This is a genomic window from Pseudomonas sp. P135 (assembly GCF_020312125.1).
Classification (GTDB): domain Bacteria; phylum Pseudomonadota; class Gammaproteobacteria; order Pseudomonadales; family Pseudomonadaceae; genus Aquipseudomonas; species Aquipseudomonas fragariae.
This window is the reverse complement of record NZ_JAGPYR010000003.1, coordinates 317,736-338,566: the sequence shown is the minus strand read 5'-3', so window position 1 is coordinate 338,566 and position 20,831 is coordinate 317,736. Positions and strand designations below refer to the sequence as shown.

The 20,831-nt window shown below is 61.1% G+C and carries 17 protein-coding genes; 10 read left to right on the top strand and 7 right to left on the bottom strand.

Annotated features, from left to right (window positions below; translation table 11 throughout):
• Nucleotides 1-17: 17 nt before the first annotated feature.
• Nucleotides 18-959 (top strand): AEC family transporter, encoded by a 942-nt coding sequence (locus KBY08_RS06345; RefSeq protein WP_024639739.1) that lies wholly within the window; start codon nt 18-20, stop codon nt 957-959.
• On the opposite strand, the gene KBY08_RS06340 is transcribed toward KBY08_RS06345, so the two are convergent.
• From KBY08_RS06340 to gatC, 6 genes are all read right to left on the bottom strand, one after another.
• The gene (locus KBY08_RS06340; protein ID WP_003400208.1) at nt 956-1,339 is read right to left on the bottom strand and encodes a carboxymuconolactone decarboxylase family protein; all 384 of its coding nucleotides are present in this window, start codon (nt 1,337-1,339) and stop codon (nt 956-958) included. The two genes, KBY08_RS06345 and KBY08_RS06340, sit on opposite strands and share 4 nt — an antisense overlap.
• A 33-nt stretch (nt 1,340-1,372) precedes the next feature.
• Nucleotides 1,373-2,404, bottom strand: coding sequence for a calcium/sodium antiporter (locus KBY08_RS06335; protein ID WP_011268872.1), 1,032 nt, complete (start codon nt 2,402-2,404; stop codon nt 1,373-1,375).
• Nucleotides 2,405-2,482: 78 nt separating this feature from the next.
• Entirely contained in the window at nt 2,483-2,851 is a 369-nt protein-coding gene (locus KBY08_RS06330) for a septal ring lytic transglycosylase RlpA family protein (protein WP_024641676.1), read from the bottom strand.
• Nucleotides 2,852-3,229: 378 nt separating this feature from the next.
• Nucleotides 3,230-4,675, bottom strand: coding sequence for an Asp-tRNA(Asn)/Glu-tRNA(Gln) amidotransferase subunit GatB (gatB, locus tag KBY08_RS06325; RefSeq protein WP_003313612.1), 1,446 nt, complete (start codon nt 4,673-4,675; stop codon nt 3,230-3,232).
• A gap of 10 nt (nt 4,676-4,685) precedes the next feature.
• Nucleotides 4,686-6,137 carry an Asp-tRNA(Asn)/Glu-tRNA(Gln) amidotransferase subunit GatA gene (gatA, locus tag KBY08_RS06320; RefSeq protein WP_024659423.1) on the bottom strand — a complete coding sequence of 484 codons (1,452 nt, stop codon included), beginning with the start codon at nt 6,135-6,137 and terminating at the stop codon, nt 4,686-4,688.
• A 14-nt stretch (nt 6,138-6,151) separates the two neighbouring features.
• Nucleotides 6,152-6,439, bottom strand: coding sequence for an Asp-tRNA(Asn)/Glu-tRNA(Gln) amidotransferase subunit GatC (gene gatC, locus KBY08_RS06315; protein WP_003400217.1), 288 nt, complete (start codon nt 6,437-6,439; stop codon nt 6,152-6,154).
• A 205-nt stretch (nt 6,440-6,644) separates the two neighbouring features.
• Between gatC and mreB the strand changes: the two genes are divergently transcribed.
• From mreB to tldD, 8 genes are all read left to right on the top strand, one after another.
• Complete coding sequence (mreB, locus tag KBY08_RS06310) at nt 6,645-7,682, top strand: rod shape-determining protein MreB (protein WP_002555108.1); 1,038 nt, start codon at nt 6,645-6,647, stop codon at nt 7,680-7,682.
• Nucleotides 7,683-7,913: 231 nt separating this feature from the next.
• Nucleotides 7,914-8,993, top strand: a complete 1,080-nt coding sequence (gene mreC, locus KBY08_RS06305; RefSeq protein ID WP_024651008.1) for a rod shape-determining protein MreC — start codon at nt 7,914-7,916, stop codon at nt 8,991-8,993.
• Nucleotides 8,986-9,477, top strand: a complete 492-nt coding sequence (gene mreD, locus KBY08_RS06300) for a rod shape-determining protein MreD (protein WP_003364106.1) — start codon at nt 8,986-8,988, stop codon at nt 9,475-9,477. Before mreC ends, mreD begins: the two co-directional genes overlap by 8 nt.
• Before the next feature lie 67 nt (nt 9,478-9,544).
• Nucleotides 9,545-10,147: a Maf family protein gene (locus KBY08_RS06295; protein ID WP_024659424.1), complete on the top strand. Its 603-nt coding sequence runs from the start codon at nt 9,545-9,547 to the stop codon at nt 10,145-10,147.
• Complete coding sequence (gene rng, locus KBY08_RS06290; protein WP_003364105.1) at nt 10,144-11,601, top strand: ribonuclease G; 1,458 nt, start codon at nt 10,144-10,146, stop codon at nt 11,599-11,601. Before KBY08_RS06295 ends, rng begins: the two co-directional genes overlap by 4 nt.
• A gap of 180 nt (nt 11,602-11,781) precedes the next feature.
• On the top strand, nt 11,782-15,597 hold the full coding sequence (locus KBY08_RS06285; protein ID WP_024659425.1) for a YhdP family protein: 3,816 nt from the start codon (nt 11,782-11,784) through the stop codon (nt 15,595-15,597).
• Nucleotides 15,598-15,645: 48 nt separating this feature from the next.
• Nucleotides 15,646-16,491: a carbon-nitrogen hydrolase family protein gene (locus KBY08_RS06280; protein WP_111522105.1), complete on the top strand. Its 846-nt coding sequence runs from the start codon at nt 15,646-15,648 to the stop codon at nt 16,489-16,491.
• Nucleotides 16,492-16,493: 2 nt separating this feature from the next.
• Complete coding sequence (gene tldD, locus KBY08_RS06275; protein WP_003400228.1) at nt 16,494-17,933, top strand: metalloprotease TldD; 1,440 nt, start codon at nt 16,494-16,496, stop codon at nt 17,931-17,933.
• A gap of 48 nt (nt 17,934-17,981) precedes the next feature.
• Here tldD and yjgA read toward each other — a convergent pair whose 3' ends face one another.
• Nucleotides 17,982-18,503 carry a ribosome biogenesis factor YjgA gene (gene yjgA, locus KBY08_RS06270; RefSeq protein WP_003364101.1) on the bottom strand — a complete coding sequence of 174 codons (522 nt, stop codon included), beginning with the start codon at nt 18,501-18,503 and terminating at the stop codon, nt 17,982-17,984.
• A 107-nt stretch (nt 18,504-18,610) separates the two neighbouring features.
• On the opposite strand from yjgA, the gene pmbA reads away from it, so the two are divergent.
• Nucleotides 18,611-19,957: a metalloprotease PmbA gene (pmbA, locus tag KBY08_RS06265; RefSeq protein ID WP_111522124.1), complete on the top strand. Its 1,347-nt coding sequence runs from the start codon at nt 18,611-18,613 to the stop codon at nt 19,955-19,957.
• Nucleotides 19,958-20,831: the final 874 nt, after the last annotated feature.

Sequence of the window (20,831 nt, the reverse complement as noted above, 5' to 3'; positions counted from 1 at the left end):
GGGACCGGATGCGTTGCATGCTGGCTATTTTTCTCGAAACCCTGAACATCACCGCCCCGGTGTTTGCCATGCTGTTTCTGGGCGTGTTCCTCAGGCGTATCGGCGCGATCAATGATGGCTTCATCGTTGCGGCTTCCGGGCTGGTGTTCAACGTCACCATGCCTGCACTGCTGTTTCTGGGCATTATTCACGCCGACCTGCGCACCGCCCTGCAGCCCAAGCTGCTGATTTTTTTCAGCATCGCTACGCTCCTGAGTTTTGCATTCGCCTGGTGCTGGGCGATCTGGCGTTGCCCGCACGAAGAGCGCGGGATCTACGTCCAGGGCGCGTTTCGTGGCAATAACGGGGTCATCGGTCTGGCCCTGGCGGCCAGCATGTACGGGCCTGATGGCATTTCACTGGGCGCGATTCTCGCCGCGCTGGTCATCGTCTTCTACAACACGTTATCGACGGTAGTACTGGCGGTTTACAGCCCGGTGATCAAGTCCGATCCCTGGAGCATCTTCAAAAGCGTGCTGGCCAACCCGCTGATCATCAGCGTGATCATCGCCTCACCCTTCGCTTACTTCGCCATCGGCCTGCCCAAATGGCTGGAAACCTCCGGCAGCTACCTGGCCCAGATGACCCTGCCTCTGGCACTGATCTGCATCGGTGGCACATTGTCGCTGGCGTCATTGCGCAAGAGTGGGAAACTGGCTGTCAGTGCTAGCGTCATGAAAATGATCACGCTGCCAGTGCTGTGCACGCTGGCCGCCTGGCTGGCCGGTTTTCGCGGCGCTGAACTGGGGATTCTGTTCCTGTATTTCGGCAGCCCGACGGCGGCTGCCAGCTACATCATGGCGCGCACGGCCAACGGCAATTACGAGCTGGCTGCCGCGATCATTGTCATCACCACACTGGCTGCCGCGGTCACGACCAACGTGGGGATTTTCATCCTGCAATGGGGCGGCTGGATCTAATCCGCTTTGACGTAGCTGTCGATCACTTCCTGCGCCGCACGAAACGCGTCGATGGCCGCTGGCACGCCGGCGTACACCGCGCAGTGCAGCAGCGCTTCGCGAATCTCCTCGACCGTGCAGCCATTGTTCAGTGCGCCACGAACGTGGCCCTTCAGTTCTTGCGGGCATTTCAGGGCGGTGAGGGTGGCCAGGGTGATCAGGCTGCGGGTTTTCAATGGCAGGCCCTCGCGACTCCAGACGCTGCCCCAGGCGTGCTCGTTGACGAAATCCTGCAGTGGCTGGCTGAACTCGGTGGCATTGCCCAGCGCGCGGTCGACGTAGACATCGCCCATCACCTGGCGACGGATCTGTTCGCCGTCACTGATCGTCTTGTCTGTCATGGCCTTGCTCCTTGTATCGATGCGGGTTGGAGGTCAGTGCTGACGTCGCCAGGCGCGAATCGTGCCCCAGACAACCACAGCGCCCAGCACAGGTAACACCAGCGTGAGCATTTTGCTTTCAAGCCGTTCGGCCAGCGCCATACCGGTGCTGATCGACAGGATATGCAGCCCGTAGGTCAGGTACAACGACAGCAGAAACAGGCCTTCCAGACGGTCTATCCGGTATCCGGAATAAAACAGCGGCACACACAGCAGCGACACGCCGAGCATGATCGGCAGGTCGAACACCAGTGCATTTGGCGAGATCGTCAGCGGCACCGGGGCGACCAGTGCGGTCAGCCCCAGCACGCCCAGCAGATTGAACAGGTTGCTGCCGATCACGTTGCCCACGGCAATATCGCGTTCGCCGCGAAACGCTGCGATCAGCGAGGTCATCAGTGCCGGCAATGAGGTGCCGATGGCAATGATGGTAAGGCCGACGATGCGTTCGGACAGCCCAAGATGGATGGCAATCACCACTGACGCGTCGACCAGCAGGTGTCCGCCAGCGGTCAACAGCAGCAAGCCAGTGGCAAGCATGAGGATACGCGTGAAGGTACGAGGTTTTGCGGTTGTCTCGGCATGTCCGTGACGCGGCGCATGACCGCCCTGACGGATGATGACGATCAGGCAGAACAGCAACCCGGCGAGCAGCAGTGCGCCGTCAAGCTTGCTGAATTCGCCGCTCCACGACAGGCCGATAGCCAGCAGGCAGGCACCGATCATCAGCGGAATGTCGACGTGCAACACCTGACGGGCAACGCGTAACGGAATGATCAGCGCGCACAGGCCCAGGATCACCAGTACATTGAAAATGTTACCGCCGATGACACTGCCCACCGCGATGTCGGTGTTATCGGCAAACGCGGCTTGCAGGCTTACTGCCATCTGCGGCGCGCTGGTGCCCATTGCCACGACGGTCAGGCCGACGATCAGTGGCCGGACCTTGAAAATCGCCGCCAGATGCACCGCTGCACGCACTGACAGTTCTGCCCCGATCAGCAGCAATAACAAGCCACTGAGCATCTGGATAAGTGCGGGGGCGGGCAGGGCCGATAGCTGGAGAATACGAGTGTCCTTGTTGGCGGTGATCGGGGGTTGGGTTTAATCCAGGGCCTGCACACGGACTGGCGCTGTCCCGCTGCGCAGCATACCCAGTTGTTCGGCCGCTTCGCGAGAGACATCGATCAGACGACCACGGGTGTGAGGGCCGCGATCGTTGACGCGCACGACTACCGACCTGTCGTTGTCGAGGTTGGTGACCTTGACGCGCGTGCCGAAGGGCAGTTGGCGATGTGCAGCGGTCAGCGCGTTCTGATTGAACGGCTCGCCGCTGGCAGTGCGGTTGCCGTGATGGCGGGCGCCGTAATAGGCGGCGGTGCCGGTCTCGTCATAACCATGGGGGTCGATGATGTGATTGGCGCACCCTGCCAGTAACGTCAGCAGGCTGCAGGTAAAAATAAGGCGGCGCATGGGGTGGGTTCCTGAGTGCCGGAGTAGTTGTGGTTGACGCTCGTGCCAATCCTCCATGCTGGCATGCATTTCGTGACGCTCCGCGTCGCAACTCAGTGTTGCAGTGCGTACTCAACAGCGGACGCAGAGCGTCCAGAACTGCATTCCCACGCAGAGCGCTCATCGTTATACACAAGTCATGAAGAGCCCAGAAGGCGGGGTCTTTGACCCTAATCGCGATGTGAATAAAGACCTCTGTGGGAGTGAGCTTGCTCACGAAGACCTTGGTCCAAACGCCCTGTCTCTAGAGGCTGTACCGGCCTATTCGCGAGCAAGCTCGCTCCCACAAGACTCGTGTATAACGCTGATCGCATAGTGTGGGAACGAGAGTGACGAGGATCAGCCCTCCAGCTTGGCCTTCAGCAGTTCGTTGACCTGCTGCGGGTTGGCCTTGCCTTTGGAGGCTTTCATCGCCTGACCGACGAAGAAGCCGAACATCTTGCCGCGCTTGGCTTCATCGGCGGCGCGATACTGTTCGACCTGTTCCGCGTTGGCTGCCAGTACCTCGTCGAGCATCGATTCAATGGCGCCGCTGTCGGTGACCTGCTTCAGGCCGCGCTTTTCGATGACTTCATCGGCGCTGCCTTCACCATTGGCCATCGCCTCGAAGACCATTTTCGCGATCTTGCCGGAAATGGTGTTGTCGGTGATGCGCTTGAGCATGCCGCCCAACTGCTCGGCACTGACCGGCGACTGGTCGATTTCCAGGCCCTGCTTGTTGAGCAGGCTGCCCAGCTCGACCATGACCCAGTTGGCTGCCAGTTTGGCGTCACCGCTGATGCTCACCACCTGTTCGAAGTAATCAGCCTGCTCGCGGCTAGAAGCCAGTACGCTGGCGTCGTAGGTCGACAGACCGAACTGGCTCTGGAAGCGTTCGCGTTTCTGCGGTGGCAGCTCCGGCAAGGTGGCGCGGGTTTCTTCGAGGAACGAGTCCTCGATGATCACCGGCAACAGATCCGGGTCGGGGAAGTAACGGTAGTCGTTGGCTTCCTCCTTGCTGCGCATGGCGCGGGTTTCGTTGGTGTTCGGGTCATACAGGCGTGTCTGCTGGATAACCTTGCCACCGTCTTCGATCAGGTCGATCTGGCGCTGAATCTCGCTGTTGATCGCTTTTTCGATGAAGCGGAACGAGTTGACGTTCTTGATCTCGCAACGCGTGCCGAACTCGACCTGACCCTTGGGGCGAATCGATACGTTGCAGTCGCAGCGCAGCGAACCTTCGGCCATGTTGCCGTCACAGATGCCCAGGTAGCGGACAATCGCATGGATGGCCTTGACGTAAGCCACGGCTTCCTTGGCGTTGCGCATGTCCGGCTCGGAAACGATCTCCAGCAACGGGGTGCCGGCACGGTTCAGGTCGATACCGGTCATGCCCTGGAAGTCTTCGTGCAGGCTCTTGCCCGCGTCCTCTTCCAGGTGCGCACGGGTGATGCCGATGCGCTTAACGGTGCCGTCTTCAAGGGGGATGTCCAGGTGGCCCTTGCCGACAATCGGCAGCTCCATCTGGCTGATCTGATAGCCCTTGGGCAGGTCCGGGTAGAAGTAGTTCTTGCGGGCAAACACGTTGTGCTGGCCGATTTCGGCGTTGACGGCCAGGCCGAACTTGACGGCCATGCGCACGGCTTCCTTGTTCAGCACCGGCAATACGCCGGGCATGCCCAGGTCGACGAGGCTGGCCTGCGTGTTGGGCTCGGAGCCGAACGTGGTCGCGCTACCGGAAAAAATCTTTGATTGGGTCGAAAGCTGGGTATGAATCTCCAGCCCGATGACGACTTCCCATTGCATGTGTTTCTCCTCAGAAGCCTTCAGGTGCGCGAGTGTGCCAGTCGGTGACTTGCTGATACTGATGCGCCACATTCAAGAGGCGGCCTTCCTGGAAATACGGAGCGAGCAGCTGCACGCCGACCGGCAGGCCGTCGACGAAGCCCGCAGGCATGGACAAGCCGGGCAGGCCCGCCAGGTTGGCGGTGATGGTGTAGAAGTCTTCCAGGTATTCGGCAATCGGTTCGTGGGTCTTGGCGCCGATTTTCCAGGCCGGGTTGGGCGTGGTCGGACCGAGAATCACGTCGACATCGGCGAACGCGTTCATGAAATCGTTCTTGATCAGGCGACGGATTTTCTGCGCCTGCAGGTAGTAGGCGTCGTAGTAACCCGCTGACAGCGCGTAGGCGCCTACCATGATGCGTCGCTGGACTTCCGGGCCGAAGCCTTCGGCGCGCGAGCGCTTGTACAGGTCGGTCAGGTCTTTCGGGTCTTCGCAGCGGTAGCCGAAACGCACACCGTCGAAACGCGACAGGTTGGACGAGGCTTCAGCCGGGGCGATGACGTAGTAGGCCGGGATCGCGTGTTGCAGGTTCGGCAGGCTGACTTCCTTGACGATCGCGCCGAGTTTTTCCAGCTCCTTGACGCTTTCATGCACCAGTTGCGCGATGCGCGGGTCAAGGCCTGCGCTGAAATACTCTTTCGGCACACCGATACGCAGGCCCTTGAGCGAGGTATTGAGGCTGGCGGAGTAGTCCGGAACCGGTTCGTCGATGCTGGTGGAGTCCTGCGGGTCGAAACCGGCCATGCCTTGCAGCAGCAGCGCACAGTCTTCGGCCGTGCGTGCCATCGGCCCCGCCTGATCGAGGCTGGACGCGTAGGCAATCATGCCCCAGCGCGATACGCGGCCGTAGGTCGGCTTGAGGCCCGTGAGGTTGGTCAGTGCTGCAGGCTGGCGAATCGAGCCGCCGGTGTCGGTGCCGGTTGCGGCAGGCAACAGGCGTGCAGCGACCGCGGCTGCCGAACCACCCGAAGAGCCACCAGGGACGCATTCCAGGTTCCACGGGTTTTTCACCGCGCCGTAATGGCTGGATTCGTTGGCCGAACCCATGGCGAATTCGTCCATGTTGGTCTTGCCCAGCGTCACTGTGCCGGCCGATGCCAGACGCGACACGACCGTGGCGTCGTAGGGTGCCTTGAAATTGTCGAGCATCAGCGAGCCGCAACTGGTGCGGATGCCCTGGGTGCAGAACAGGTCCTTGTGGGCCAGCGGAGCACCGAGCAACGGGCCGTTTTCACCGGCGGCACGGCGCGCGTCTGCCGCCTGCGCCTGGGTGATGGCCAGGTCTTCGGTGAGGCTGATGAAGCTGTTGAGCTGCGGGTCGAGCGTCGCGATGCGCGACAGCAGAACACGAGTCAGCTCTTCGGAAGAAAACTTTTTATCGGCGAGTCCGCGAGCGATCTCGGCCAGAGTCATTTGGTGCATGCAGGCGCTTTCCCTTACTCGATGACTTTCGGAACCAGATAGAGGCCGTCTTGGACCGCTGGTGCGATGGCTTGGTAAGTGTCACGGCGATTTCGCTCGGTGACGGCGTCTTCGCGCAGGCGCTGGGTGGCTTCCAGCGGGTGAGCCAGCGGCTCGATGCCAGCGGTGTCGACCGCTTGCATCTGATCGACCAGCCCAAGAATGCTGTTCAGTGCTTCGGTGGTACGCGGGATATCGGCGTCATTGAGACCCAGTCGGGCCAGATGAGCGATCTTTTCCACGTCGGAGCGTTCAAGCGCCATGGGGTATCTCCAGTGGAATGCTTATGGATTTGCTTTGTTGCCAATTGCGGAACACTATCGCGTTATTACTGTCTCAAGCCGCTAACGTCGAGGGTGGTGTTCGGAAAACCGCCAATTTAGCATATTGGCTCCTTGCCCAAAATCCCTGTCGTTGTTAGAGTTTGCCGCACTTTTTTTACCACGCGTTCCCTAGGGTCCCTTTCCCATGTTCAAGAAACTGCGTGGCATGTTTTCCAGTGATCTATCCATCGACCTGGGCACTGCCAACACCCTTATTTACGTGCGTGAGCGCGGTATCGTTCTGAATGAACCCTCTGTCGTTGCCATTCGTACTCACGGCAACCAGAAGAGTGTCGTGGCCGTCGGTACCGAAGCCAAGCGCATGCTGGGCCGTACTCCAGGCAACATCGCAGCCATTCGTCCAATGAAAGACGGCGTTATCGCCGACTTCAGCGTCTGCGAAAAAATGTTGCAGTACTTCATCAACAAGGTTCATGAAAACAGCTTTCTGCAGCCCAGCCCTCGTGTGCTGATCTGCGTTCCGTGCAAATCCACCCAGGTTGAGCGTCGCGCGATTCGCGAGTCGGCCCTGGGTGCAGGCGCACGCGAAGTCTTCCTGATCGAAGAGCCAATGGCCGCTGCAATCGGTGCCGGTCTGCCGGTGGAAGAAGCTCGCGGTTCGATGGTTGTCGACATCGGCGGCGGCACCACCGAAATTGCCCTGATCTCCCTGAACGGTGTGGTGTATGCCGAATCCGTCCGTGTTGGCGGTGACCGTTTCGACGAAGCGATCATCACCTACGTGCGCCGCAACTACGGCAGCCTGATCGGCGAATCGACTGCCGAGCGCATCAAGCAGGAAATCGGTACTGCCTATCCGGGCGGTGAAGTACGTGAAGTCGACGTGCGTGGCCGCAACCTGGCTGAAGGCGTTCCACGTGCGTTCACCCTGAACTCCAACGAAGTGCTCGAGGCACTGCAGGAGTCGCTGGCGACCATCGTTCAGGCGGTCAAGAGCGCTCTGGAGCAATCGCCTCCGGAACTGGCCTCGGACATCGCCGAGCGTGGTCTGGTCCTGACCGGTGGTGGTGCGCTGCTGCGTGATCTGGACAAGTTGCTGGCTCAGGAAACCGGTCTGCCGGTGATCGTCGCCGAAGACCCGCTGACCTGTGTAGCGCGTGGCGGTGGCCGTGCGCTGGAAATGATGGATAAGCACACCATGGATCTGCTCTCCAGCGAATAATTCGCCGGGGTGCCTTTCACGGAGTCTTTTGTATGCAGGTGGCGGATATGCTACCTGTATGCTTCAGGCTGACGCCGAAACAGGGTGCCTATCTCTTTCATTTGTCCAGGCCGGTTACATACCGCATGAATAATTGCCAATCGAAGTTCGATCCAACGATCGCATGCCCCGGAGGAGCGGCCTATTAAACCGCTTTTCTCAAAAGGCCCGTCGCTGGGTGTACGTCTGCTGGTGCTGGCCGTTCTGTCGGTTGCGTTGATGGTTGTCGACGCCCGCTTTACGATCCTCAAGCCCGTGCGCAGCCAGATGTCGATGGTGCTCATGCAGTCCTACTGGATCGTCGACCTGCCGCAGCGTCTGTATCAAGGCGTCGCCAGCCAGTTCGGCAGCCGCACAGAGCTGATCGCCGAAAACGAAAAACTCAAGACCGAAGCCCTGCTCCTGCAAGGTCGCCTGCAAAAGCTGGCGGCACTGACCGAGCAGAACGTTCGGCTGCGTGAGTTGCTGAACTCCTCGGCGCTGGTCAACGAAAAGGTCGAGGTCGCCGAGCTGATCGGCATGGACCCGAACCCCTTCACCCATCGCATCATCATCAACAAGGGCGAACGCGACGGCGTGGTGCTCGGCCAGCCTGTGCTCGATGCGCGCGGCCTGATGGGGCAGGTGGTCGAGTTGATGCCCTATACCTCACGCGTCTTGTTGCTGACTGACACCACCCACAGCATCCCGGTGCAGGTCAACCGCAACGGTCTGCGTGCCATCGCCAGCGGCACCGGTAACCCGGAGCGTCTGGAGCTTCGGCATGTGGCGGACACTGCAGACATCAAGGAAGGCGACCTGCTGGTCAGTTCGGGCCTTGGGCAGCGTTTCCCGGCCGGTTACCCGGTGGCGACGGTCAAGGAAGTGATTCACGACTCCGGCCAGCCGTTTGCGATCGTTCGTGCAGTGCCGACCGCTGCGCTGAATCGCAGTCGCTATCTGTTGCTGGTGTTCTCCGACGGGCGCTCGCCGGAAGAGCGCGCTGCCGATGCCGCGCAAGCACAGGAATCCCTCGACAAGGGCGTCGAGCCCTCCGTGATGGCGACACTGCCGCCGCCGACACCCGCCTTCCCGATGTGGCCGCAGGCCGTCGTTCCGGTCTTTCCGGGCAGTACGCTGACGCACAAGCCTGCAGCGCAATCGGCAACACCTGCACCTGCACCTGCACCGGCGGCCACGCCCGCGACACCGGCAAGGCCTGCTGCCCGGCCTGCGGCGTCACAGCCGCCTGCTTCACGACCTTCCACTGCCCGGGAGCCTATCGATGGTTAGTCATGTTTCCGGGCGCAATGGCTGGGTGGTCTGGCTGACGTTTGCGATCGGTCTGCTGCTGAGCGTTTCGCCGCTGCCGCAATTCATGGAAATCTTCCGGCCACTGTGGCTGGCCCTGCTGCTGACCTTCTGGGTTCTGGCGCTGCCGCACAAATACGGCATGACCACCGCGTGGATACTGGGCCTGATGGAGGATGTGCTGTACGGCACATTGCTCGGCCAGAATGCCCTGATCCTCAGTCTGATCACCTTTCTGGTGATGTCCTTGCAGCAGCGCCTGCGCATGTTTCCCATGTGGCAACAATGCCTGGTGCTGCTGGTGGTATTCGGTCTGGCACAGCTTGCGCAACTCTGGCTCAGCGCGCTGACCGGCAACCGTCAGCCAACGCTGGCGCTGGTGCTGCCCGCGTTGGTCAGTGCTCTGTTGTGGCCCTGGATCAGTTATGGCCTGCGTGGATTGCGCAAACGTTTGAAAATCAATTAAGCGCAAGGTGAGCGCGACGCCCCGCTGCGTTGTTCGCGCTCACCCGCACAGACACGGAGATGTCCTTATGCCCTCGCTTTATCTGGCTTCTGGCTCGCCGCGCCGCCGCGAACTTCTGACTCAGATCGGTGTGCCCTTTACCGTACTGAGCGCTCAGATCGACGAAACCCCCTTCGACCATGAAACCCCGGCTGCCTATGTCGAGCGTCTTGCGCTGGGCAAGGCTCAGGCCGGGCTGTCCCTGCTGCCAGCCGAACAACAGGCCTGCGTGATGGGGGCCGACACGGCGGTGGTGCTCGATGGACGCATTCTCGGCAAGCCGGTCGATGAAGCGGATGCCCAGGCCATGCTCATGGCCCTGTCCGGGCGCGAGCATCAAGTGCTGACGGCTGTCGCGCTCTGTGATCGGCAACGCAGCGACACCCGTATTGTTACCAGTCGTGTGCGCTTTCGCCCGATTCAAATCCATGAAGCTCAGGCCTACTGGACCAGTGGCGAGCCCGCCGACAAGGCTGGCGGCTATGCCATCCAGGGGTTGGCAGCGATTTTCGTCGAGGGCCTGCAAGGCAGCTATTCTGGGGTGGTGGGTCTGCCCCTGTGCGAAACCGCAGAACTGCTTGGCCATTTCGGCATACCCTGCTGGCAATGCCTGGAAGGTGACAAGTCATGAGTGAAGAGATTCTGATCAACATCACGCCGATGGAATCGCGCGTGGCCGTGGTGGAAAACGGGGTTCTGCAAGAAGTGCATGTCGAGCGTACCCAGCGTCGCGGCATCGTCGGCAATATCTACAAAGGCAAGGTTGTGCGGGTGCTTCCCGGCATGCAGGCGGCGTTCATCGACATTGGTCTGGATCGCGCGGCGTTCATTCATGCATCGGAAATATCCATGCGTGAAGGGCCGGCGGTCGAGAGCATTGCGTCGCTGGTACATGATGGCCAGAGCCTTGTCGTGCAAGTCACCAAAGACCCGATCGGCAGCAAGGGCGCACGGCTGACCACGCAACTCTCCATTCCGTCGCGTTATCTGGTGTACATGCCGCGCACGGCGCATGTGGGCATCTCGCTGAAAATCGAGGACGAAGCCGAGCGCGAACGACTCAAGAAAGTGGTCAGTGATTGTGTTGCCCAGGAAGGTATCAAGGAAGCCGGAGGTTTCATTCTGCGCACCGCTGCCGAAGGCGCCGGGGCTGATGAAATCCTCATGGACATCCGTTATCTGCGCAGGCTCTGGGACCAGATCGGCGAGCAGATCAAGACGGTCAGCCCGCCCACGGTGATTTACGAAGACCTGGGCCTGGCGCTGCGCACCTTGCGCGATCTGGTCAGCCCGCGCATCGAGAAGATCCGTATCGACTCGCGGGAAACTTTTCAGAAAACCACCCAGTTCGTCGCCGAGCTGATGCCGGAAATAGCCGACAGGCTCGAGCACTATCCGGGCGAGCGGCCGATCTTCGACCTCTATGGGGTCGAGGACGAAATCCAGAAGGCCCTCGAGCGCAAGGTGCCGCTCAAGTCGGGCGGCTATCTGGTAATCGATCCAGCCGAAGCGATGAGCACCATCGACGTCAACACCGGCGCGTTCGTAGGGCATCGCAACCTCGAAGAAACCATCTTCAAGACCAATCTGGAAGCTGCCACGGCCATCGCCCGGCAGCTGCGCCTGCGCAATCTGGGCGGCATCATCATCATCGATTTCATCGACATGGAAGACGGTGAACACCAGCGTCAGGTGCTGCGCACGCTGGAGAAACAGCTGGAACGCGATCACGCCAAGACCAACATCATCGGCATCACCGAGCTGGGTCTGGTGCAGATGACCCGCAAGCGCACCCGCGAAAGTCTCGAACAGGTGCTGTGCGAACCGTGTCATTGCTGCGCAGGGCGGGGCAAGCTGAAGACCCCCGAGACCATCTGCTACGAAATCTTCCGGGAAATCCTGCGCGAGGCCAGGGCCTATCAGGCAGTGGGCTATCGCGTTCTGGCCAATCAGCGCGTGGTGGATCGCCTGCTCGACGAGGAGTCCGGCAACGTGGCTGAACTGGAGAGCTTTATTGGCCGCACTATCCGTTTTCAGGTAGAAACCATGTACTCGCAGGAACAATACGACGTGGTGCTGCTCTGAGGGTGCTGATCGTTTGAAATCTATGACAAGTGCCCTACGGGTTTCTGGCAGGTATGCCGTTTTATCGAGAATGATGCGTGGCGAATGAGCAAAACCTGTACCTGACCGCACCTGCGCATCCGAGCCTGACTCCGTTCGCCGATTCTGCTCTTTGCACCCCGCAGTGGAGGACCTCCTGAGATGGGACGTCTTCCTCGCCTCGTTGCAACCCTGACCCGCTGGGGGCTGAGCCTGTGCGCACTGATTCTGGTGCTTGCGGCGCTGTACGTGAGCCTCGGCCGTCAGTTGACGCCGCTGGTTGCCGAATACCGTGTCGATGTGGAAACCCGTGCCAGCAGCGCGCTGGGCATACCGCTGAGCATCGGCAGTCTGGAAGGTAGCTGGAGCCGCTTTGCCCCGGTACTGCTGGCCCACGACGTGATGGTCGGCGAGGGTGCCAGTGCTCTGCGTCTGGATCGCGTAAGGGTGGTTCCCGACCTTTGGGAAAGCCTGCTGGCGCGTGACGTGCGCATCGCTCATCTTGAAGTGGACGGCCTGCAGTTCAGCCTCAGGCAGGACAAGGACGGCGCGTGGTCGATTCAGGGCTTGCCGGTGCACAACGACAGCCCGTTCGATCCCGAGCAGGCGCTCAAGCAGATGCAGATGGTCGCGCATGTGTCGTTGCTCGACAGCCAGGTCACGGTGCAACCGTTTGACGCTGCGCCGCTGACCCTCACCTATGTAAACCTCAGCCTGGACACCGGCAGCTATGCCCAGCGACTTGACGCACGCCTGACTCTGCCGGATGGTCAGCCGGTCGCGCTGAACGTGCGCTCGCGCATCCAGGCCAGTCAGTGGAAGGACGGCGAGGCCGATATCTACGCCAGCCTGCCGCAAAGCGACTGGGCCAGGTGGCTGCCGAAAAGCCTTACGCGCGAATGGACGCTGGCGAAGCTGCAGGCCGGCGGCGAGGTCTGGTTGAGTTGGGGCAAGGGCACCGTGCAAAGCGCGACCACGCGCCTCAATGCACCACAGGTCAAAGGCGTTTATGCCGGTCGCAAACCGTCGACGATCAATAACCTTGCGCTGAACGCATGGTTTGCACGCACTGAAACAGGTTTCGACCTGAACCTCGATTCACTGGCGATGAGCCTTGGCGACGCGCGTTGGGAAAGTCGTGTGCAACTGACGCAAACCGCCGCGACGCCTGACAGCGAAGAGCTCTGGCACGTACAGGCGGATCGTCTGGACCTGACCCCCGTCACGCCGCTGATCGACTCGCTCGCGCCCCTGCCTGACAAGGCCATGGCAGTGGTCGACGGCCTCAAGGTGACAGGCGGGCTGCATAACGTGCTGCTCGACTACCGGCCACAGGCAATCGGTGACCAGCGCCTGAGCTTTGCGGCCAATCTGGACAAGGTGGGTTTCAACGCGTATCGCGGAGCGCCTGCGGCCGGAAATGTCAGCGGTGCCATCAGCGGCGATCTGGGGCAGGGCGAGCTGCGCCTCGACACCGATGACTTCATGCTGCACCTGGACCCGATCTTCGCCAAACCCTGGCATTACCAGAAGGCCAATGCCCGTCTGACCTGGAAACTGGATGATCAGGCATTCACGCTGATTGCCCCGTACATCAAGGTGCTCGGCGACGAAGGCAAGATTGCGGCGGACTTTCTGATCAAGATTCATCTCAATCATGATCAGGAAGACTACATGGACCTGCGGGTCGGTATGGTCGACGGCGACGGCCGTTACACCAGCAAGTACCTGCCGACCGCGCTCAGTCCGGAGCTTGATCACTGGTTGCGTACCGCCGTGGTCAGTGGCGCGGTCAAGCAGGGTTTCTTCCAGTATCAAGGGTCGCTGAACAAGAACTCGCCCGATACGGCGCGTGTCATCAGCCTGTTCTTCGATGTCAGCAACGCAACGCTGGCGTTCCAGCCGGGCTGGCCGTCGCTGACCGGGGTGGATGGCAAGGTCTACGTCGAAAACAGCGGTGTACGTGTCAAGGCAAGCAAAGGCCAGTTGCTGGATACCAAGGTCAGCAACGTGCTGGTCAATATTCCTCATGTGCCGTCAGGTCAGGACAGTCACTTGCTGGTGGACGGTAATTTCTCCGGAAACCTGATCGACGGCCTGAAGATTCTTCAGCAGGCGCCCATCGGTACGGGCAGCACGTTTGCCGGATGGCAGGGCGAGGGCCCGCTGGACGGTAAGCTGAAGCTGGATATCCCGCTGGCCAAGGGCGTCGAGCCAAAGGTCGTGGTGGACTTCAGCACCGACAATGCGCGCTTGAAACTGGCCGACCCGGTGCTGGAGCTGACTCGCCTGAAAGGCGACTTCCGTTTTGACAGCTCCAGCGGGCTGAGTGGCAAGGGCATCAAGGCCCAGGCATTCGATCGCCCTGTGACCGCAGAGATCGCCGCCGAGGGCAAGCCTGGCGGCAACGTGACGCGCATTGTGGCGAACGGACAAATCACCTTGAAGCGGCTCACCGATTGGCTGAACGTGACCCAACCGCTGCCGGTCTCCGGTGACCTGCCATATCAGTTGCAGCTGATTCTGGACAGCAAGGACAGCCCGCTGGTAATCAACTCCACGCTCAAGGGCGTGGCGATCGATTTGCCCGCACCGTTTGGCAAGACCGCCGAGCAGGAGCGTCCCAGCGAATTTCGCATGACCCTGCAAGGCGCGGAGCGCAGGCTCGGCGCGGCCTATAACGATCAGGCCAACTTTGCGTTCGCAGCACCGAATGGCAAGTTTGCCGAAGGTCGTGGCGAGCTTTATCTGGGGCGCGGCGGGGCGATCGTGCCGGACGCCAAGGGCTTGCGGATCCGTGGAGAGTTGTCCGAACTGGACATCGCGCCCTGGCAGGAACTGGCCGCTCGCTACACCGGGAATGATCCGGGCGGCAACGCAAAACAACTGCTTAACAGCGTTGATCTGCAGATCGGCAAGCTGACCGCGATGGGCACCACACTCAATGACGTGCGTGTCCAGTTGCAGCGCAACGCGGCAGCCTGGGCCCTGTCGCTGGACAGCGCAATGGCCAAAGGCACGGCAACGCTGCCCGACGCCAAGTCTGCACCGATCGGCGTCAACATGCTCTACGTTCGACTGCCTGCATCAGATCCGACAGCGACCGTGGTGGAAAACGCGCCTGATCCTCTGGCGGATATCGACCCGCACAATATCCCTGCGCTGGACGTGAAGATCTCCCAGCTGTTTCAGGGCGATCAGTTGCTCGGGGCCTGGGCATTGAAAACCCGGCCGACGCCTGCCGGCATGCGCATGTCGGACATGAGCCTGGGGCTCAAAGGTATTCTGCTGGAGGGTGACGCTACCTGGGAGGGTACGCCCGGGAACAGCAGCAGTTCGTTCAAAGGCCGTCTGGCGGGCAAGAACCTCGCGGATGTGCTCAAGGCCTGGAACTTCGCACCCACTGTTACCAGTGAACGCTTCGAGATGAACGTGGACGGGCGCTGGCCGGGTTCGCCTGCCTGGGTTGGTCTGAAGCGCTATTCCGGCAGTCTGGATGCCACGCTCAACAGAGGCCAGTTTGTCGAGGTCGAGGGCGGCGCTCAGGCATTGCGGGTGTTCGGGCTGTTGAATTTCAACTCCATCGGCCGGCGTCTGCGTCTGGACTTCTCCGACCTATTGGGCAAAGGCCTGAGCTACGACCGGGTCAAAGGGCTGTTGGTCGCCAGCGACGGTGTCTATGTGACGCGCAACCCGATCACCCTGACCGGGCCGTCGAGCAATCTGGAGCTCAACGGTACGCTGGACATGGTCCGCGATCGTGTCGATGCGAAGCTGCTGGTGACCTTGCCGGTCACCAACAACCTGCCTATCGCTGCACTGATTGTCGGCGCGCCGGCCATTGGCGGGGCGCTGTTTCTGGTCGACAAGCTGCTGGGCGACCGGGTTGCGCGTTTCGCCAGCGTGCAATACAAGGTCGAAGGGCCTTGGAAAGAGCCGAAGATCACCTTCGACAAGCCATTTGAAAAGCCCCAGTAGCGTCTCATGGAGTACAGTGGTGGCCATCTCATTCAGGAGCGGGTTGCCATGTCCTTCGCGGTGATTCAGATGGTCAGCCAAAGCGATGTCCTGGCCAATCTGGCCAGCGCTCGGCGTTTGCTGGAGCAGGCAGCCGACGGTGGCGCGCGGCTGGCGGTGCTGCCCGAAAACTTCGTTGCGATGGGGCGCCGTGACGTCGCCGATATCGGGCGTGCCGAGGCTCAGGGGCACGGACCGATCCTGCCATGGTTGAAACTGGCCGCTCGCGACCTCAAGTTATGGATTGTTGCCGGAACCTTGCCACTGCCGCCGGATGAGCGGCCGGATGGCAAGGTGACGGCGTGTTCGCTGTTGATCGATGAGCACGGTGAGCAGGTGGCCCGTTATGACAAACTGCATCTGTTCGATGTGGATGTCGCTGACAACCGTGGCCGCTATCGTGAATCGGATGACTATGCTCATGGGAGCAGGGTGGTGGTGGCCGACACGCCGGTGGGGCGTCTGGGGCTGACCGTCTGTTATGACCTGCGCTTTCCCGAACTGTATACCGCGCTGCGTGAAGCCGGTGCTGAACTGATTACCGCGCCGTCAGCGTTCACTGCGGTAACGGGGGCCGCGCACTGGGACATTCTGATCCGCGCGCGTGCCATCGAAACCCAGTGTTACGTGCTGGCGGCGGCACAGGGCGGGGTCCATCCGGGACCTCGCGAGACTTACGGACACGCGGCCATCGTTGATCCATGGGGCCGCGTACTGGCCGAGCAGGCACAGGGTGAAGCGGTACTGCTGGGCACACGTGACAGTGAAGAACAGGCGTCCATACGGGCGCGGATGCCGGTGTCCAGTCACCGGCGCTTTTTTTCGCAGGACGCCATGCGGCCTGCTTCGGAGTGAATATGAGTGATCTGTCCTCAGTCAGCGAACACCTTCTGGCACCCGGCGGCCTGAACCTCGACAGCCTGCAGTCCGTGCTGGGCGATCTGGCCGGACCAGGCATCGACGCGGCCGATCTGTATTTTCAGGGCATGATCTCCGAGTCCTGGTCGCTCGAAGACGGGATCGTCAAGGAAGGCAGTTTCAATCTCGATCAAGGCGTGGGCGTGCGTGCCCAGTCGGGTGAGAAAACCGGCTTTGCGTACAGCAACGCGATCACCGCCGAGGCCCTGCGCACCGCCGCACAGGCCGCGCGCTCTATTTCCCGCGCAGGCCAGAATGGTCGCGTGCAGGCTTTCACCTCGCAGGACGTGGCACAGTTGTATGCCCCGGACAACCCGCTGGAAGTACTGAGCCGCGCCGAGAAAGTCGAGTTGCTCAAGCGCATCGACGTCGCAACGCGCGCGCTGGACTCGCGTATCCAGCAGGTTTCGGTGAGCATGGCCGGTGTCTGGGAGCGCATCCTGGTGGCCGCCGCGGATGGCAGCCTGGCCGCCGATGTGCGCCCGCTGGTGCGTTTCAACGTCAGTGTCATCGTCGAGCAGAATGGCCGTCGCGAGCGGGGCGGGCATGGCGGCGGCGGGCGTACCGATTACCGTTATTTCCTGACCGACGATCGCGCCATGGGCTACGCCCGTGAGGCCCTGCGTCAGGCACTGGTCAACCTGGAAGCGATTCCTGCACCGGCAGGCACCTTGCCGGTGGTACTCGGCTCTGGCTGGTCCGGTGTGCTGCTGCACGAAGCGGTCGGTCACGGCCTTGAGGGTGACTTCAACCGCAAGGGCAGCTCGGCCTACAGCGGGCGCATGGGCGAGATGGTTGCGTCGAAACTCTGCACCATCGTCGACGACGGCACCCTGGCGGGGCGTCGTGGCTCGCTGAGCGTCGATGACGAAGGCACACCAACCGAATGCACTACGCTGATCGAGAACGGCGTACTCAAGGGCTACATGCAGGACAAGCTCAATGCACGCCTGATGGGCGTGGCGCGCACCGGCAACGGCCGTCGCGAGTCCTATGCCCACCTGCCGATGCCGCGCATGACCAACACCTACATGCTGGGCGGGCAGAGCGATCCACAGGAAATCATCGCTTCAGTGAAGCGCGGCATCTACTGCGCCAACCTGGGCGGTGGTCAGGTGGATATCACCAGCGGCAAGTTCGTGTTTTCGACCAGTGAGGCCTATTTGATCGAAGATGGCAAGATCACTGCGCCGGTCAAAGGCGCGACCTTGATCGGTAACGGGCCGGAAGCCATGAGCAGGGTATCGATGGTGGGTAACGATCTGTCGCTGGACAGTGGCGTCGGCACATGCGGGAAGGATGGCCAGTCGCTGCCGGTCGGTGTGGGTCAGCCTACGCTGAAAATCGACGCGATTACCGTGGGTGGCACCGGTAGCTGAAGGTGAGTCGGGGCCGGCTGCTTGCTGCCGCCGGCCCCGAGGGCGAAGTCAACGCAGACCGCGTTGAAGTTCGTCCAGCTCACGGATGTATTTGAAGATTTTGCGGCTGGTGGCCGGCGGTTTGTTGCGTGCAACTTCGTGTTGCGCCTGACGGATCAGCGAACGCAGCTGCTGACGGTCGGCATCGGGGTATTCGACAACGAATTTCTCGAGGTCGGCGTCATCGCCCGCGATCAGGCGGTCACGCCAGCGCTCCAGATTGTGGAAACGTTCATTGTATTGGCGAGTGGAGGCATCGAGTTGGTCCAGCAACACCAGAATGGCTTCCTGGTCCTGATCGCGCATCAGCTTGCCGATGAACAGAATGTGCCGCTTTCGCGCGATGTTCGCCGTGTGCTTGGGCGCTTCGGCCAGGGCCTTGCGCAAAGCGTCGGTCAGCGGCAGCTTGGCCAGCACATCGGCTTTGAGTGTTGTCAGTCGCTCGCCGAGGTCGACCAGAGCATGCAGCTCTCGTTTGACCTGGGTTTTGCTTTTCTCCCCGTCGAGGGAGTCGTCGTAAGAATCAACCATGGGGGCAGTCCGCAAAGAAACGCCGCCATGATAACCAGTCGTGGGCCGCTTGTCCGGCCCGGTCGGTACTCGGCCTGTGCTGAAAGAAGAATTTGATGGAGAAAGTCATGAGTGCAACCCAAAGCGTCGGCCCACAAGCCTTGCCCGAGCTGCAGGAACAGGTCGAGCAGATCATTGCCGAAGCCCGGCGTCAGGGCGCCAGCGCCTGCGAAGTCGCAGTCTCGGTGGACCAGGGGCTGTCGACCTCGGTCCGTCAGCGTGAAGTTGAAACCGTCGAGTTCAACCGCGATCAGGGCTTTGGTATCACCCTGTATGTCGGGCAGCGCAAGGGCTCGGCCAGCACGTCGGCAACCGGTGCCGATGCCATTCGTGAAACGGTCGCCGCTGCACTGGCGATTGCCGAACACACCTCCGAAGATGACAGCTCCGGGCTGGCTGACGCTGCGCTGATGGCCAAAGAGGTTATGGATTTTGACCTTTATCACACCTGGGACATCACGCCCGAGCAGGCCATCGAGAAAGCGCTGCTCTGCGAAGCGGCGGCCTTCGATGCCGACAGCCGCATCAAGAATGCCGACGGCACTACGCTCAATACCCATCAGGGCTGCCGTGTGTACGGCAACAGCAATGGCTTCATCGGTGGCTATGCGTCAACGCGGCACAGCCTCAGCTGTGTGATGATCGCCGAGGGCGAAGGTCAGATGCAGCGCGATTACTGGTATGACGTCAACCGCCAGGGCGAGCTGCTGGCCGATGCGCAGAGCATTGGTCGCAAGGCGGCGTTGCGTGCAGCGAGCCGTCTGGGCGCGCGTCCTGTGCCGACCTGTGAAGTGCCGGTGCTGTTTGCTGCAGAGCTGGCAGGCGGCCTGTTCGGCAGCTTTCTCGGCGCCATTTCCGGGGGTACCCTGTATCGCAAGTCGTCGTTCCTCGAAGGCGCGCTGGGTGAGCGCCTGTTTCCTGAGTGGATGACCATCGATGAGCGCCCGCACCTCAGGCATGCGATGGGCAGCTCAGCGTTCGACAGCGATGGTCTGGCGACCTTCGCCAAACCGTTCGTGGCAGGTGGCGATCTGGTTTCCTATGTGTTGAGCACGTATTCCGGCCGCAAGCTGGGCATGCCGAGCACCGCCAACGCGGGCGGTGTGCACAACCTGTTCGTTAGCCATGGCTCGGACGACCAGGCTGCGCTGATCCGGCGTATGGGACGTGGCCTGCTGGTGACCGAATTGATGGGCAGCGGTCTGAACATGGTCACCGGCGACTATTCACGCGGCGCGGCAGGCTTCTGGGTCGAAAACGGCGAGATTCAGTTCCCGGTTCAGGAAGTGACCATTGCCGGCAACATGCGCGACATGTTCAAGCAGATCGTCGCCGTTGGCAGCGATCTTGAGCTGCGCAGCAACATCCGCACCGGCTCGGTACTGATCGAGCGCATGATGGTGGCGGGGAGCTGACAGATCCCCGATTCAGGCTATCGTTCCTCACGCTCCCGCGTGTGAATGCAGTTCACGACGCTCTGCGTCGTCAAGAGGACGCAGAGCGTCCGGAAAGGCATGCGACGCGGAGCGCCGCACGATAGTTGAGGTTATCGTTCCCTACGCTCCAGCGTGGGAATGCAGTTCACGACGCTCTGCGTCGCCAGGATGACGCTGAGCTTCTAGAAAGGCATGCGACGCGGAGCGCCGCACGATAGTTGCGATGGTCGTTCCGCACGCTCCAGCGTGGGAGTGCAGTGCTCGACGCTCTGCGTCGCAAGAGGACGCAGAGCGTCCGGAAAGGCATGCGACGCGGAGCGCCGCACGATAGTTGAGGTTATCGTTCCCTACGCTCCAGCGTGGGAATGCAGTTCACGACGCTCTGCGTCGCCAGGATGACGCTGAGCTTCTAGAAAGGCATGCGACGCGGAGCGCCGCACGATAGTTGAGGTTATCGTTCCCTACGCTCCAGCGTGGGAATGCAGTTCACGACGCTCTGCGTCGTCAAGAGGGCGCAGAGCGTCCGGAAAGGCATGCGACGCGGAGCGCCGCACGATAGTCAGGCTGATCGTTCCTCACGCTCCCGCGTGGGAATGCCGTTCGTGACGCTCTGCGTCACCCATCCACCTCCGGTTTTGGCCGCCCATAACCTTCGTCCGAACCCGCGTGTTACGTCTCCCTCAAAGCATGTTCACGCTCACCGGCGCAAGGCGGTGAAGCGATCGGGCTTGTGTTGATTCTGTATCTCATTTAATAATGAATATCATTTCTAAAATGAACTGCGATCATGGGGTCTGTTCTGCACGAGTTGTCTTATCTGGAAACCAGCGTGGCTTGAGTCTGCGGATTCGTT

Coding starts and splice junctions, on each gene's coding strand:
- KBY08_RS06280 (WP_111522105.1), top strand. CDS start 15,646: ATGTCCTTCGCGGTGATTCAGATGGTCAGCCAAAGCGATGTCCTGGCC.
- KBY08_RS06285 (WP_024659425.1), top strand. CDS start 11,782: ATGGGACGTCTTCCTCGCCTCGTTGCAACCCTGACCCGCTGGGGGCTG.
- KBY08_RS06345 (WP_024639739.1), top strand. CDS start 18: ATGCTGGCTATTTTTCTCGAAACCCTGAACATCACCGCCCCGGTGTTT.
- tldD (WP_003400228.1), top strand. CDS start 16,494: ATGAGTGATCTGTCCTCAGTCAGCGAACACCTTCTGGCACCCGGCGGC.
- rng (WP_003364105.1), top strand. CDS start 10,144: ATGAGTGAAGAGATTCTGATCAACATCACGCCGATGGAATCGCGCGTG.
- gatC (WP_003400217.1), bottom strand. CDS start 6,439: ATGGCGCTTGAACGCTCCGACGTGGAAAAGATCGCTCATCTGGCCCGA.
- gatB (WP_003313612.1), bottom strand. CDS start 4,675: ATGCAATGGGAAGTCGTCATCGGGCTGGAGATTCATACCCAGCTTTCG.
- yjgA (WP_003364101.1), bottom strand. CDS start 18,503: ATGGTTGATTCTTACGACGACTCCCTCGACGGGGAGAAAAGCAAAACC.
- KBY08_RS06340 (WP_003400208.1), bottom strand. CDS start 1,339: ATGACAGACAAGACGATCAGTGACGGCGAACAGATCCGTCGCCAGGTG.
- pmbA (WP_111522124.1), top strand. CDS start 18,611: ATGAGTGCAACCCAAAGCGTCGGCCCACAAGCCTTGCCCGAGCTGCAG.
- KBY08_RS06295 (WP_024659424.1), top strand. CDS start 9,545: ATGCCCTCGCTTTATCTGGCTTCTGGCTCGCCGCGCCGCCGCGAACTT.
- gatA (WP_024659423.1), bottom strand. CDS start 6,137: ATGCACCAAATGACTCTGGCCGAGATCGCTCGCGGACTCGCCGATAAA.
- KBY08_RS06330 (WP_024641676.1), bottom strand. CDS start 2,851: ATGCGCCGCCTTATTTTTACCTGCAGCCTGCTGACGTTACTGGCAGGG.
- mreB (WP_002555108.1), top strand. CDS start 6,645: ATGTTCAAGAAACTGCGTGGCATGTTTTCCAGTGATCTATCCATCGAC.
- KBY08_RS06335 (WP_011268872.1), bottom strand. CDS start 2,404: ATGCTCAGTGGCTTGTTATTGCTGCTGATCGGGGCAGAACTGTCAGTG.
- mreD (WP_003364106.1), top strand. CDS start 8,986: ATGGTTAGTCATGTTTCCGGGCGCAATGGCTGGGTGGTCTGGCTGACG.